10 protein-coding genes and 1 pseudogene are annotated in these 14,652 nt (G+C 66.7%); 7 read left to right on the top strand and 4 right to left on the bottom strand.

Annotation, left to right across the window (positions count from 1 at the left end):
• Positions 1 to 2: 2 nt before the first annotated feature.
• The 6 genes from BRAO375_RS14030 to BRAO375_RS14005 all read left to right on the top strand — a co-directional run bounded on the left by BRAO375_RS14030 (position 3) and on the right by BRAO375_RS14005 (position 7,020).
• Positions 3 to 467 carry a GFA family protein gene (locus BRAO375_RS14030; protein WP_009028135.1) on the top strand — a complete coding sequence of 155 codons (465 nt, stop codon included), beginning with the start codon at positions 3 to 5 and terminating at the stop codon, positions 465 to 467.
• A gap of 20 nt (positions 468 to 487) precedes the next feature.
• Positions 488 to 2,644 carry a methylmalonyl-CoA mutase gene (gene scpA / locus BRAO375_RS14025; RefSeq protein WP_009028134.1) on the top strand — a complete coding sequence of 719 codons (2,157 nt, stop codon included), beginning with the start codon at positions 488 to 490 and terminating at the stop codon, positions 2,642 to 2,644.
• A 123-nt stretch (positions 2,645 to 2,767) separates the two neighbouring features.
• Entirely contained in the window at positions 2,768 to 3,544 is a 777-nt protein-coding gene (locus tag BRAO375_RS14020) for a DUF3298 and DUF4163 domain-containing protein (protein WP_009028133.1), read from the top strand.
• Between the two features lie 35 nt (positions 3,545 to 3,579).
• The gene (gene meaB, locus BRAO375_RS14015; RefSeq protein WP_009028132.1) at positions 3,580 to 4,572 is read left to right on the top strand and encodes a methylmalonyl Co-A mutase-associated GTPase MeaB; all 993 of its coding nucleotides are present in this window, start codon (positions 3,580 to 3,582) and stop codon (positions 4,570 to 4,572) included.
• Positions 4,569 to 5,213: a pyroglutamyl-peptidase I gene (locus BRAO375_RS14010; protein ID WP_009028131.1), complete on the top strand. Its 645-nt coding sequence runs from the start codon at positions 4,569 to 4,571 to the stop codon at positions 5,211 to 5,213. Before meaB ends, BRAO375_RS14010 begins: the two co-directional genes overlap by 4 nt.
• A 430-nt stretch (positions 5,214 to 5,643) precedes the next feature.
• Positions 5,644 to 7,020, top strand: a complete 1,377-nt coding sequence (locus tag BRAO375_RS14005; protein WP_009028129.1) for a TIGR03808 family TAT-translocated repetitive protein — start codon at positions 5,644 to 5,646, stop codon at positions 7,018 to 7,020.
• Between the two features lie 8 nt (positions 7,021 to 7,028).
• Here BRAO375_RS14005 and BRAO375_RS14000 read toward each other — a convergent pair whose 3' ends face one another.
• A complete protein-coding gene (locus tag BRAO375_RS14000) occupies positions 7,029 to 9,911 on the bottom strand; it encodes an autotransporter outer membrane beta-barrel domain-containing protein (RefSeq protein WP_009028128.1) in 2,883 nt (960 codons plus the stop codon).
• Between the two features lie 358 nt (positions 9,912 to 10,269).
• On the opposite strand from BRAO375_RS14000, the gene BRAO375_RS13995 reads away from it, so the two are divergent.
• Complete coding sequence (locus BRAO375_RS13995) at positions 10,270 to 11,271, top strand: helix-turn-helix domain-containing protein (RefSeq protein WP_244423190.1); 1,002 nt, start codon at positions 10,270 to 10,272, stop codon at positions 11,269 to 11,271.
• Between the two features lie 179 nt (positions 11,272 to 11,450).
• Here the strand turns inward: BRAO375_RS13995 and BRAO375_RS13990 are convergent, their stop codons facing one another.
• From BRAO375_RS13990 to BRAO375_RS13980, 3 genes and pseudogenes are all read right to left on the bottom strand, one after another.
• Positions 11,451 to 12,083, bottom strand: a complete 633-nt coding sequence (locus tag BRAO375_RS13990; RefSeq protein ID WP_244423189.1) for a TIGR03809 family protein — start codon at positions 12,081 to 12,083, stop codon at positions 11,451 to 11,453.
• 578 nt (positions 12,084 to 12,661) lie between these two features.
• Complete coding sequence (locus tag BRAO375_RS13985) at positions 12,662 to 14,341, bottom strand: S8 family serine peptidase (RefSeq protein ID WP_009028124.1); 1,680 nt, start codon at positions 14,339 to 14,341, stop codon at positions 12,662 to 12,664.
• Between the two features lie 33 nt (positions 14,342 to 14,374).
• Positions 14,375 to 14,652: pseudogene (locus BRAO375_RS13980) on the bottom strand (hypothetical protein); the annotation flags it as partial.

Here is a 14,652-nt window from a genome sequence, read left to right as displayed (position 1 = left end):
GCATGACCGAGGCCAGCAAACCCGTCCTCACCGGCGGCTGCCAATGCGGCGCGATCCGCTACGCGCTGATGTCGGCGCCGACCCGCGTCAGCATCTGCCATTGCCGGATGTGCCAGAAGGCCTCGGGCGCGCCGTTCGCGTCCTTCGCCGACGTCAACCGCGAGAATTTCGCCTGGACGCGCGGCACGCCGGGAACGTTCCGCTCCTCCTCGATTGCCGACCGCTATTTCTGCCCCGCCTGCGGCACGCCGCTCGGCTTTGGCGGCATCGACGGGCCGCGGATCGAGATCATGACCGGGACCTTCGACCGCCCCGACCGCGTCGTACCGACGCGGCAGTTCGGCTCGGAATCCCGCCTCGGCTGGGTCGTCGCGATCGCCAATCTGCCGAGCCAGACCACGCAGCAGAACTACGGACCGGAAAAGATGGCGCGCATCGTCAGCCATCAGCATCCGGATCATGATTGAGACGTTGAGGACACGAGGCCATGAGCCGCATTCCTGATTTCAGCGCCGTCGCTTTCGAGCCGACTGCCGCACCCGCTCCGGCCGGCGCCGCCGAACCGTGGCTGACGCCCGAAGGCATTCCGGTGAAGCCGGCCTATGGTGAGGCTGATCTCGCCGGCATCGATTTCCTCGACACCTGGCCGGGCACCGCGCCTTATCTGCGCGGCCCCTACCCGACCATGTATGTCAACCAGCCCTGGACAGTCCGGCAGTATGCCGGCTTCTCCACGGCCGAGGACTCCAACGCGTTCTACCGCCGCAACCTCGCCGCGGGCCAGAAGGGCCTGTCGGTCGCGTTCGATCTCGCCACCCATCGCGGCTATGATTCCGATCATCCCCGCGTCGGCGGCGACGTCGGCATGGCCGGTGTCGCGATCGATTCCATCTACGACATGCGCACCCTGTTCGCCGGCATCCCGCTCGACCAGATGAGCGTGTCGATGACCATGAACGGCGCGGTGCTGCCGATCCTCGCTTTGTTCGTCGTGGCCGCCGAAGAGCAAGGCGTGCCGCCGGAGAAGCTGTCGGGCACCATTCAGAACGACATTCTGAAAGAGTTCATGGTGCGCAACACCTACATCTATCCGCCGTCGCCCTCGATGCGGATCATCTCCGACATCTTTGCCTTCACGTCGCAGCGGATGCCGAAATTCAACTCGATCTCGATCTCCGGCTATCACATGCAGGAGGCCGGCGCGACGCAGGACCTCGAGCTCGCCTACACCTTGGCCGACGGCGTCGAATATCTGCGCGCCGGCATCGCGGCGGGCCTCGACGTCGACCGCTTCGCGCCACGGCTGTCGTTCTTCTGGGCGATCGGCATGAACTTCTTCATGGAGGTCGCCAAGCTCCGCGCTGCCCGGCTGCTGTGGGCCAAGCTGCTGAAGCCGTTCAATCCGAAGGACCCGCGCTCGCTCTCCCTGCGCACGCACAGCCAGACCTCGGGCTGGTCGCTGACCGCGCAGGACGTCTACAACAACGTGGTGCGCACCGCGGTCGAGGCGATGGCGGCGACGCAGGGCCACACCCAGTCACTGCACACCAACGCGCTCGACGAGGCGCTGGCGCTTCCGACCGACTTCTCCGCCCGCATCGCCCGCAACACCCAGCTGTTCCTGCAGCAGGAGAGCGGCACCACCCGGATCATCGATCCCTGGGGCGGCTCGTACTACGTCGAGCGCCTCACCCGCGATCTCGCCGCCAAGGCCTGGGGCCACATCCAGGAGATCGAAGAGCTCGGCGGCATGGCCAAGGCCATCGAGGCCGGCGTGCCGAAGCTGCGCATCGAGGAGGCCTCGGCCAAGACCCAGGCGCGCATCGACACCGGCCGCCAGTCGGTGATCGGCGTCAACAAATACAAGCCGACCGACGAGCCGCCGCTGGACGTGCTCAAGGTCGACAATTCCACCGTGCGCCGGCTGCAGATCGACAAGCTCTCCAGACTGAAATCCGAACGCAAGCAGGCCGAGGTCGATGCGGCGCTGGCGGCGCTGACGCGCTCGGCCGGCGACGGCAACGGCAATCTGCTGGCACTGGCGATCGACGCCGCGCGCGCCAAGGCCACCGTCGGCGAGATCTCCGACGCTTTGGAGAAGGTGTTCGGCCGCCACCGCGCCGAGATCAAGTCCATCACCGGCGTCTACAAGCGGGAGGTCGCCTCGATGTCTGGTAAGACCGAGAAGCTGCAGGCGCTGATCGAGGCGTTTGAGGAAGCCGAGGGCCGCCGGCCGCGCATCCTCGTCGCCAAGATCGGCCAGGATGGCCACGACCGCGGCCAGAAGGTGATCGCGTCCGCCTTCGCCGACATCGGCTTCGACGTCGACATCGGGCCCTTGTTCGCCACCGCCGACGAGGCGGCGCGGCAGGCGGTCGAGAACGACGTCCACATTCTCGGCGTCTCCTCGCTCGCCGCCGCGCATCTCACGGCGGTGCCCGAGCTGAAGGCCGCGCTGAAGAAGCAGGGCCGCGAGGACATCATGATCATCGTCGGCGGCGTCGTGCCGCCGCAGGATTACGACGCGCTGTACAAGTCCGGCGCCGAGGCGATCTTCCCCCCGGGCACCGTGATCGCCGACGCCGCCGAGGAGCTGATCCACAAGCTCAACGCGCGGCTCGGCCACAGCGAGGCGGCGGAGTAGCCTGTCGACATTCCTGCATCACCGACGGCGCGCGGTCTCTCGATCGCGCGCCGATTCGTTTGCGGTCATGAACCTGCGTGCCCCCGAGCGATACGCATTTCCACACACTGGATTCCAATCGCCATGAGCCTTTCCACGCTTCGCCTTGCCGCCCTGCTCGGCCTCCTCGCCGCATCTCCCGTCTTCGCCGCCGAGCCCAAGCCGGACGCCACCATCAACTCCAAGGCGATCGAGGCCAACGTTACGCTCGATTCCCAGATCAAGGCGGACGCTCCGCTGTCAGCCTATTGCCTCGCTGACGGCAAGAAATGGATCGACAAGAACGCTGCTGACGCCGCCAAGGAGCGCAAGGAGGACCCGCAGGCGTTCCGCGACGGCAAATGGTCGTTCGAGCGCAAATACGCCGTCCGCTCCGTGGTCGCCGACCGCTATATCAGCATCGTCAGGGACGACTACATGAACACCGGAGGCGCGCATCCGAACAGTGACGTCAACACCATCCTCTGGGACAAGGCGTCCGCCAAGCCGATCAGCATCCGTCCGTTCTTCACCGAGACCGCCGACAACGGACCGGCGCTGAAAGCCATGCTGGCGGGGGTCATCACGTCGCTGAAGGCCGAGAAGAAGAAGCGCGATGCGACGGAAACGGCCACCGCGGAATGGTTCAAGGGACTCGAGCCGAAGCTGCTCAAGATCGGCGCCGTGACGCTCGCTCCCTCCACGGACGCCGGCAAGAGCTCTGGCCTGACGTTCCATTATCCGCCCTACGCCGTCGGGCCCTATGCCGAAGGCCAGTACGTTGCTTTCGTACCGTGGGAGACCCTGAAGCCGTATCTCTCGCCGGAGGGTCAGGCGATCTTCGCAGGCCACCGGCCGAAGGGGGATGCCGAGGATAACTAGCTGGCCCGGCGGCCCGCTTCCGCTATAACCGCCGCATGTCCGCCCGCTCCGCCTCCTCGCCCGACACCACGTCCCTGGCCGATGCCATCCGCAGCGGCAGCCGCGCCGCGCTGGCACGCGCGATCACGCTGGTGGAGAGCCGGCGGGCAGATCATCAGGCGGCCGCGCGCGAGCTGGTGCAGGCGCTGCTGCCGCAGACCGGCAACGCGATCCGCGTCGGCGTCACCGGCTCGCCGGGCGTCGGCAAGTCCACCACGATCGACGCACTCGGCATGTACCTGATCGAGCAGGGCCAGAAGGTCGCGGTGCTGGCGGTCGATCCGTCCTCGGCCCGCACCGGAGGTTCCATTCTCGGCGACAAGACGCGAATGGCGCGGCTGTCGCATCACGAGCACGCCTTCATCCGTCCGTCGCCCTCCTCGGGCACGCTCGGCGGCGTGGCCGCCAAGACGCGCGAGGCGATGCTGCTGTGCGAGGCAGCGGGCTTCGACGTGGTGCTGGTCGAGACCGTCGGCATCGGCCAGTCCGAGACCGCGGTCTGCGACATGACCGATTTCTTCCTGGCGCTGATGCTGCCCGGGGGCGGCGACGAGTTGCAGGGCATCAAGAAGGGCCTGGTCGAGCTCGCCGACATGATCGCGATCAACAAGGCCGACGGCGACAACGTCAAGCGCGCCAACATCACCGCCGCCGACTATCGCGGGGCCCTGCATCTGCTCGCGCCTCGCTCCGAGCATTGGCATCCGCCGGTCGTGACCTATTCGGCGATGGCCGGCACGGGGATCGCCGAGCTCTGGCAGAAGGTGCTCGAGCATCGCAAGGCGATGATCGCCTCCGGCGAGTTCGCCGCGCGCCGCCGCGACCAGCAGGTCAAATGGATGTGGACGATGCTGGAGCAGCGCCTGATGGCCCGGCTGCGCACCGATCCATCCATTCGCAGCAAAGTGAAGAAGCTCGAGACCGACGTCGCCGAAGGCCGCGTGGCGCCGGCGCTGGCGGCGGAGCAACTGGCGGAGATGCTGAGTTGAGCGAGCGGCTGCGCGTTCTCATCACCGGCTTTGGCCCGTTCCCCGGCGCTCCGTCCAACCCGACCATGCCGCTGGTGAAGCGCCTCACGGAGCTGCGCCGGCCGGCGCTGGACGACGTGGACATCAGCAGCCACATCTTTCACGTCACCTACAGCACCGTCGATCGCGAGCTGCCGCAGCTGGTCGCCGAGCGGCGGCCGCACGCGCTCTTGATGTTCGGTCTCGCCGGACGAACCCCCTACTTGCGCATCGAAACCCGCGCCCGCAACGCCGTCACCACCACGTTCCCCGATGCCGACCGCCACGTCGCGCGCAAGGGCGTGATCGTCCCCGGCGCGCATGCGATGCCGTTCGGCCCGCACATGGCGCGGCTGCTGCGCGCCGCCCGCGCCACCGGCATCGACGCAAGGCCGTCGCGCGATGCCGGCAGCTATCTCTGCAACTACCTGAGCTGGCGCGCGATCGAGACGACGCGGGGGCCAGGCGGTCCGCGGCTCGCCGCCTTCATCCACATCCCCCCGCTGCCGCGCGCCGGCACGGTCTTGCCGCGCGGCAGCTCGCGCATCACGCTGGAAGCGCTGGTCGATGCCGGCGAGGCGATGCTGATGGAACTGGTGAAGCTGGCGCGAAAACAAGCTTGATCGGATACACCCAAGCCAAGCGCTTCACGCCGATGAAGCGATCGGACTAGAGCTCACCTCTCCATGAGTTAGTTACCAGCTCCTTCATCAGTGGGACCCAAGCTCGCGCCTTGCAGCCGGTGCGCTCCCTCTCCTCGTTCTTACGGGGAGAGGGTTGGGGTGAGGGGCAGCCGCGCATACCGGCCTCGCGGAGAGTCCCCCTCACCCCGATTGCATCTTCGATGCAATCCGACCTCTCCCCGCAAGCGGGGCGAGGTGCACCGAGCGAGCCGCCGGACAACGACCTTACCTGTGACTGCCCAGGGATCTCCCCCCGGTAAAGATTTAACCCTACCCGCAACAAACAGCGCCTGCGACGCTACGCGGAAGCCGGCGGTCAGCGCATTTGCGTTATCTCAAACCGAGAGCCGACCAACGCGAGCCTGACATCATGGACGTCAACCGCCGCAATCTGCTGGGGGTCTCCGCGGCCGGCGCCGCTGGCGCCCTGGCGCTGCCGAGCGAGCCGGCACGAGCCGCCCCCTTGATTGCGACGCTCGGCCGCGACGCCACGCAATATGGCGTCAAGCCGAACAGTCCCGACGACCAGACCCGCACGCTGCAACGCGCGATCGACGAGGCCGCGCGCGCGCAGGCGCCGCTGGCGCTGCCGCCGGGCATCTACAAGACATCCATGCTGCGGCTCGCCAAGGGTAGCCAGCTGGTCGGCGTCCGCGGCGCCACCAAGCTGGTCTTCACCGGCGGCGGTCCGTCATTACTCTCTGGCGAAGGTGCCGACGGTCTCGGCGTCACCGGCCTGTCGCTCGACGGCGGCGGCATCGCCCTGCCCCAGCGCCGTGGCCTGCTCCACGTGGCCGCCGGCAACGATGTCAGGATCGTCGATTGCGAGATCACCCGCTCTGGCGGCAGCGGCATCTGGCTGGAGCAGGTCTCGGGCGATGTCAGCGGCAATGTGATCACGGACATCGCGGTCACCGCGATCGTGTCGTTCGACGCACTCGGGCTGGTCGTGGCGCGCAACACCATCAAGGCCACGCGCGACAACGGCATCGAGATCCTGCGCACGGCGGTCGGCGACGACGGCTCGATGGTGCTCGATAATCACATCGAGGATATCAAGGCCGGCCCGGGCGGATCCGGCCAGTACGGCAACGCCATCAACGCCTTCCGCGCCGGCAACATCATCGTCCGAGGCAACCGCATCAGGAATTGCGACTACTCGGCGGTGCGCGGCAACTCGGCCTCCAACATCCAGATCGTCGGCAACAGCGTGACCGATGTGCGCGAGGTTGCGCTGTACTCGGAGTTCTCATTCGAAGGCGCCGTGATATCAGGCAACACGGTCGACGGCGCCGCGTTCGGCGTCTCCGTCTGCAACTTCAACGAAGGCGGCCGCATCGCCGTGGTGCAGGGCAACATTATCCGCAACCTGATCCCGAAGCGGCCGATCGGAACCGCGCCCGACGACGACGCCGGCATCGGCATCTATGTCGAGGCGGATTCCTCGGTCACCGGCAACGTGGTCGAGAACGCCCCCTCCTACGGCATCGTCGCCGGCTGGGGCCGCTATCTCCGCGACGTCGTGATTTCCGGCAACGTCATCCGCAACGCGCTGGCGGGTGTCGGCGTCTCCGTCGTGCCGGGGGCCGGCACGGCGCTCGTCAGCAACAACATGATCTCCGGCACGCCGCGCGGCGCGGTGATCGGGCTCGATCACATCAAGCCGGTGACCTCGGACCTGACGCAGGACGGCGCACAGCGCTTTGCGCAGATCGTCGTCAACGGCAACGCCGTCCGCGGCAGCTGAGCGGCCTGTCAGAACGACACCTTGAGCCCGCTGCGCGCGGCATAGGCCGCGGCCGCATCGCCGGTGAAGGTGGCGTCGGCCGAGCCGAACAACGCGACCGTCCGGCCCAGCTGCGTGTCGAAGCCGACGCCGACCGATCCTCCCGGTACCCTCGTCGCATTGGTGTAGTTCACCACGAAGCCGGTGCCCGCGATCGATGCGCCAAAGCCCTGCGGGCCGATGCGCTGCTGGCCGAACACCGAGGCGTTCAGCGACAGCCGCGTGGCCAGGCCGCTGGCGCCGGTCAGCGTATAGGCGAAGATCGCGCCGAAGCGCTCTTCCAGCATGTGCACCGCCCGAGCATCGTAGCTGGCGTTCTGCGAGGAATCCCGTTCCGTATAGCCGCCGGAGAAGGTGCCGTTGTAGCGCAGCTTGACATAGGGCGTGACCATCGCCGCCGGTGACAGCGCGTAGCGATAGCCCAGCGACACTTCCGGAGCGATGAAGAAGCCGCCGAAGCCGCCATTCGCGCTCTCAGGGCCCGCCGGTCCGTTGACCATGCGCGTGGCGTTGGCCGAGAGTCCGCCGGAAGCAAGCGCCACGTCGAATACGGCGGCGCCGAGCTCACGCCGGCCGTACAGGCCGGCAAAATACAGGTCGGCCCGCAGCCTGCCCGAACCGTCGCTCATCCACCCGGACATCTGCCCCGCGCCGGCAAAGCCGCCGACGCGCCAGGCGTCCACCCGGCGGTCATAGCCGACCATCGCGCCATAATGCGTCGCCACCGATCCTACGTCGGCCGCGGTGGCCGGCTGGATGCGCGTGCCGCCGAAGCCACGCGCCCAGACCAGATTGCCCTCGGCGTCCCGGCTGGTGCCCTGCGGCAGGACCATCCGCGAGGACCGGTCGATCGAATTGAACGCCATGTCGAATGCGCTCCTGTCGCCTCCGGCCTGAGCCGAAGGGGCGAACGACAGCGGCGCGGCGCCGGACGACGCCGGCTGATGGCCCGGGGCAGCGCCGATGCGCTGCGGCAGATCGATGTTGTTGTCGAGAATGCCGCCGACCGCGCCGAACACCGCACGGGTGAAATCGGGCAGCACCGCCGTGACCGCGGTGCTCGTGATCGGCGCGGCCTGGGTCACGACGATGTTGCCGTTTCCTGCTCCGTTCAGGCCGGAGGTGATCAGCACCTGGTTGGCATTGTTCAGGTTGATCGCGTTTCCGGCGATCATGTAGTTGAGGACCGGGGTCGTATAGCTGCCCGTTCCATAGCGGATAATATTTCCCGTGTTGCTCTGCCAGTCCACGCCGCCGATGAATTTGGCACCGGGATCGATGTTGAGCGTGTGGCCGGTCGTGCCCATCGCGTACAGGATGGCGGGATTGCCGGCTGCGTTGGAGATCGTTCCGGAGTTGGTAATGGTCGACCCGTCGTTCTGAACAAAGACAGTCACGTTGCCGTTCGAGCTCGTGATACTGCCGGTGTTCTGCAGCGTCAGGCGGCCGGTGACATCCACCGTCGTGGCATAGGATGAGATCGTTCCCGCATTGACGAAATTGACCGGCATCGCGCTGTTGTTGGATGCAAACCCCAGTCCGTAACCTGTGCTGCTGATCGTGCCGGTGGCGGCGTTCGTCAGCGACACACTGCCGGTGCCGGGAATGTCCTGATAGTAGATGCCGACATTACCTGTACCGGACAACAGGCTGATCGTCCCCGCATTGGCGATCGTGAAGCTCGATCCCTTGCCGAAAATGACGGTGTTGTTGTTGTCGGAGGTAATCGTTCCGCCTGCATTGTTGGTGACGGTCAGCGCTCCGTTCGAGTAGATGGCGGGGCGCGCGACGGCTGAATATCCGGCATTGCTGATCGTCCCGGAATTGACCGTCGTCATCCCGGACGAGCCGGCATTGTATAGTCCGTAACCCGGACCAGAGATGGTGCCGCCCACGCCGTTCGTGATCGTGGCACCGCCGCCAATTGCCGAATAGGTGATCGCCCCGCTGTTGACGTCCGTCCCGGACAACGTTCCGCTGTTCAGGACCGTCAAGTTCACATCGCCGCCCGAGCTGATGGCATAGATGCCCTTCCCTCCGCCGATGCTCGCGCCGGCGCCATTGCTCACGTTGACATTGTAAGTGGACGCCGCGCTCGACGTGAAATACACGCCGGCATTGCCGGTCCCCGTGATCGTGCCGCCGGCGAGGTTGCTGACGGACAGGTCACCGCTGTCGCTGCGGACGCCGAACTGACCGCCGGTGATGGTGCCGCCGGTGTTCGTCACGGTCGCCGCGCCGCCAAATGCGAAAACGCCTGAATTGCTGGTGCCGGTGATCGTGCCTGTATTGGTCACATCGACGGCACCGCTCGCGACGCCATACTGGCCGCCGCCGATCGAGCCGGAGTTGGTGATGTAGCTGAGGTTGACGGACTCAATGCCTGCATAGCTTCCGCCCGAGATGCTGCCGGCATTGACGAACGTCCCCGGATTCGGGATGCCGCCCCAGACCGCAACGCCCGTATTCACCCCCTGGATGCTGCTGCCCGCGTCGTTGTGAAACCAGACGATATTGGCCGGGACGCCGACCGAGCCGACATAGATTCCATAGGTGACTCCCGCTCCCGTGCTGTTGATCACGCCATTATTGGTATTGAGCAGCGACAGATCGCCGACCGTGTAGACTCCGCGGCTGAGCCCGGAGATCGTACCGCCGTCATTGGTGAGGGTGAGGAAGGCATTGTCCTGAATGCCGAAGGTACCGCCCGTCATGGTGCCGGTGTTGGTGCAGGTCTGGTTGGTGCCCGTCGCCGTGCAGGCGGCGAGGACGGGATCGCAGCAGGACGCACCCACGACGAGAGCCAGAGCAATGGCGCTGGTGTCGCAGGCGGTACGGTAGGACAGAGTCATCGACATGATCCGGAGCGTTACAGATTCCCGGAATCACTATGCCGAACGGTCGAATCCAGTTCTCAGCATTCATGACATCACGCACTATGCAAACTTGACAGATCGCACCATCTTGCGTCGGCGCAGAGAGCGGCACGATGCGGGACCTGTCTCGCGACTATAGATTACGGTCGCAATACCATTAAACCAGAACGGACGACCATCATGCATCGGACGACTTGGCTGGCCGGAGATTCGACTTGGCGGCATGCTGAACCCGTCATGCCCAAGCTGTTACTAATGGCCGCGCCCGGATCCTCCGGGGACGCTCCGATGTCGTGATCTCGATCACGGCGCTTCGCTCGATGGATTGCTGCTCATGTCGTCTCCCGTCTCCCCGCGTCGCATCTCGATCTCGAGCTCCGCGCTCTCGGGAGGACTGCACGCGTGCTGCGAGATGCTGAGCGGCCCCATCGGGCGGACCATCCGGTTGCTCGGCGCGGAGGGTCCAAGCCCCCATTACCGCTCAGAGGCGTGGCTGATCCCTGGACTGACCGTCAACATGGTGCATGCCTCGCAGATGGGCATGACGGGCAGCGGCTCGTTGAATGGCCGGGACGATCTCTATCTCAACATCCCTCTCGACAGCTTCAGCTATCGCGTGACACAGGCGGGACGAGACGTCGTCGCGGCGCAGGGATGCGCCGCCACCAGCCTGAGTGCCGAGGCCTACACCGTGACATCGGGCGGCTTCGCGGCGCAGCCCGGCGAGGGGCGTGCGCTGACCCTCGTGATCGATCGCGCGCTGCTGCGCGATCTCGTCCGCAACGAGGATTCGATGGTGGCCGGCTACGTCGCTCCGTCCACGCCCGCGCTGCCTCTGCTGATCAGCTACGTCACCGCGCTGAGCCGGATCGACGATGCGCTGCCGCCGCAGCTGGCGCGAACGGTCGCGCGGCACAGCGCGGAGCTGGTGGCGTTGGCGCTGGGACCGTCGGCGCATGCCAGGGAGGCGGCGCATGACGAGTCGCTGGGAGCAGCAAGGCTTGTCCACGCCCAGCGCTATATCGCTGAAAACCTCGCTGACCCGCAACTGTCGGAGGAGAAGCTGAGCAGGCTTCTGGGCGTTTCGGTGAGCTCGATCCGCAAGGATTTCGAGCGATCGGGACAGTCGCTGGGACGGTATGTCCGCGAGCAGCGCATCAGGAAGGCGGCCGCGCTGCTGTCGGATCCGCGGGCGTTCACAATGAAGATCATCGATATCGCCTTTCTGAGCGGGTTCAGCGACATCTCGACCTTCAATCGCGCGTTCGCTCGCCAATTCGGCTGCTCGCCGCGGGAGTTCAGGGCCGAACGGACCAACAAGCCGACGCCGCCGTGACGGCTGTCACGGCCTGGAAGCCATCCGCCAGATCGGCGGTCCGGGGCACATGTGCTGCTGATCTCGAAGCATCAGGCGATCTGCATCGTGCTAACGCATCCGCAGACGGACAGCCGCATCTCGACTGTGATGAGATCGACCCGCCGCAAAGAGGATTGGCGTCGGACCGTGTTGCCCCGCTAATACGCGACGGCCAGCGCCGGATAGCGGCGCTCGATGGCATCGAGGTCGACCACCGGCTCGTCGTATTCGGTATCGTACTCGGCGTCGGACTCGATGCCGATGCTCAAGGCCTGCTCGAGCGCCGACATATCGATGCGCAAGGGTGCGTCGGCCAGGTCGGGCGCGATGTCGTCTTCGGGCACATCGCCGGATTCGACGAAGTCGAGAGGCTCCAGGTCCTGCGCGGCCAGCTCGATCTGCGGCTCGGGCTCGGGCTCGACGATGATCTCTGAATTCGCAACGATGGTTTCGAGCGAGCGCGGCAGCTCGATGGGACGGTGCTCGACGGAATGAGGGACGGCCGGGCGAGCGGCGATCGGCTCGGGTTGGGCGCGGTGCACGAGCGGCGGTGGCGCAGCCACCATCGCGGCCGGTGTCTGGCTCGGCACGATGCTGACCGGCTCGACCTCCCCGGCAGCCAGCGCCTTCCAGGTCTGCACCGCAGCCTTGGCGTGGCGGAGGTCCTCGATGAACGATTGCTCGGTGTAATAGCGGCGCCAGCGGCCGCTGTCGAACAGTTCGGTGAGATGATCGAGGCGCCTTTCGGCGAGCGCGCACCAGCGCGCAGCCAGTTCGCGGCTGCAAGCCACGTCCAGTCGATGTGTCATAGGAGAGCCCGCAAAAAAGGGGACGGACGCACTCGGCACGAATCAACGCAACGTGACGTGAATATTTTGTGGAAAAGGTTAACAAAGTCTAGCTAACGCCATGTTCTTTGATGGCCAAACCGTAGTCGCCCGGAAATTAGCCCGGAACGGCGCCCGCCAAAGCGTTGACGCTGCCGGGCTTGTCCGGGAGGACAGCGGCATCCGAGGTCACGACGCGGCTCGTAATGCGGCGGGTCCGACCTCGTTCCGGCAACGCCCGCGCGAGCACCTGCGCCGACGAACAATCATCTGCCGCGGTGGCGAGATGGCGGCCGGTCCGAGCGCCTCGCCGTTTCCGGGATCGCCCATTCTCAAAAAGACGCGTCCCAAAACGAAAGAGCCGTCCGGGGGGACAACCGGACGGCTCGAGCCATATTGGGCGCTTGGGGTGGATGGGCGCTCGCGCCGCATATAGCCTTGGGGAGGGGATCACCGCTCCCACATACCTTCTGTCGTGACCGCCCGGGCACACGTTCAAAGCGCGATCGGGAATTTTGGAACGTTCACGAAAACGTTGACGGCTATTGCTGCGCCGGCCGAAGCACGTTGGCTGGCGCATCCTCCGTCGCAATGGCGGCTGAGGCCGGACGCAGGTCGCGCGCGGGCGCCGGGTCCTGTCCCTTGTCGCGCGGCCGTCCGCCCGCAGGTGCGGCAGAGACTGCCGGCCCGTCCTGCGGCGTCATGACCGCCTCTACCGCGGCCAACGCGTCCGCCTGCCCTGCCCCGAACAGATCGTCCTGCCCGGGCGAGCCGAGATCGCGCGCCGTCCTGGTCAGCACCGTGCGCACCGTCTCCGGCTTGAGCGCCGGATTGCGCTCCAGCACCAGGGCCGCGAGCCCACTGACATAGGCCGCGGAGAACGAGGTGCCGGAAATGATCTGATACTTGCCGTCCGGCGCCGGCAGGAAGATGTCGGCGCCGGGCGCGGCGAGCGCGATGTAGTTGCCGCGGTTCGAGGCCGGCAGCAGCTGGTCCTTGGTGTCGGTCGCACTGACCGCGATCACGTTCGGGTTGGCGGCGGGATAGAGCGGCGGCGACTTCGCGCCGGCATTGCCGGCCGCGGCGACCATCACGACCTCCTTCGCGGCGACAGCGGCGATGGCACGCTCGATCACCGCATCCTTCGGGCCGGCGAAGCTCATGTTGACGATCTGCGCGCCATGCAGCGCCGCGTAGTCCAGCGCCTTGAGGATCACATAGGAGCTGCTTTCCGGGCCGCCGCCCTTCTTGCTCACGCCGAACGCGCGGATAGCGATGATCCGCGCATAGGGCGCGCTGCCCATCAGCCGTGCATGCGACACGATCACGCCGGCGATGCCCGTGCCGTGAACATGCGGCCCTTCATCGCTGCCGAGCGCGTCGAACGTGTCGAACGCGGCATCGGCGAACTCCGGATGCTTGATGTCGACGCCGGAATCGATCACGGCGACGGTGACGTTCGATCCCTGCGCCAGCCTGTGCGCCTCCGGCAGCCGCAGCTTCGCCAGCGCGTATTGCGCCGGGTCACCCTCCGTCGGCGCAGCTCCTTGCTGAAGGGCGTAGCGGTAGTTCGGCTGCACCGAACGGACGCTGCGATCCGCACCAAAGGCGCGGCTGACCGCGTCGAAGGAGCGGCGGTCGGTGATCCGGAAACGGCCGATGGTGGCGCCGATCAGCGGGAAATTCTGCGAGCTGATGCGCTGCAGGCCATGACGGCGGGCCAGCGCATCCGTCTGCTCGGGGGACAGAGTGCCGTCGATCTCGGCGAGCAGCTCATTGGCGATGATGCGCGGATCGCTGGCCGCCGTGGCCGGGGGCTCGCGCCGTTGCGCCGATGTCGTCGACCTGCCCTTGCCTGCGTTGCCGTTCGTCGCCGTGGCCTTGACCGATCCGCCATCGGCAGTCACCGGGCGCCTCAGGCATTCGCCTGAGGTCGTGCGGTCAGGCGGGCTGCAAGAGGTCTGCAGGTTCGGTGAGAAGCGCGCCGTCGGCAGCGCGGGCCGCACGGCGATGCCGGCGCCCGGTCCCGGCGCGCGCAGGGCAGCGCTCGGATTCATGCTGGGGATGCGGCTCGGAATGTTGAGGTTGGGCGAGCGCATCATCGCCTGCGCCGAGGCGCCGGTCGCTCCGCCCGCGAGCGCAAGCGCCACGCCGGCGCCCGCGACGACGAGGGATCTGGCGGAGCGCAGCAACCCGCGGGATGAGACGAGGCCGAACAGCATGACGCCTCCGAATGGCGGCTCGGACGGCCCGGACTACTGAGCTGGCACCGCGAGGCTGACGATCCGCTCGCGCGCGAGCCGGCCGATCAGTGCATCGGCATCGGCCTTCGACAGCGACTGGTTGCCGAGCTGCAGCTTGAACAGTCCGCCCTTGGCGCCCTCGACGATCGAGGCCTGATAGCTGTCCAGCAGCGCGGTGATGTCGGCCATCCGCGCATCCGGCGCGAACCGCACCAGCGCGTAGACCGGCGCCGCCGCACCGGCCTGCGGCCCGAGGCCGCGGATCAGCGGCGCGGCCGGAGCTGGCGCCT

Origin of the sequence: Bradyrhizobium sp. ORS 375, assembly GCF_000239775.1 — a bacterium.
GTDB lineage: Bacteria > Pseudomonadota > Alphaproteobacteria > Rhizobiales > Xanthobacteraceae > Bradyrhizobium.
This window is presented reverse-complemented; position numbering and strand designations above follow the sequence as displayed.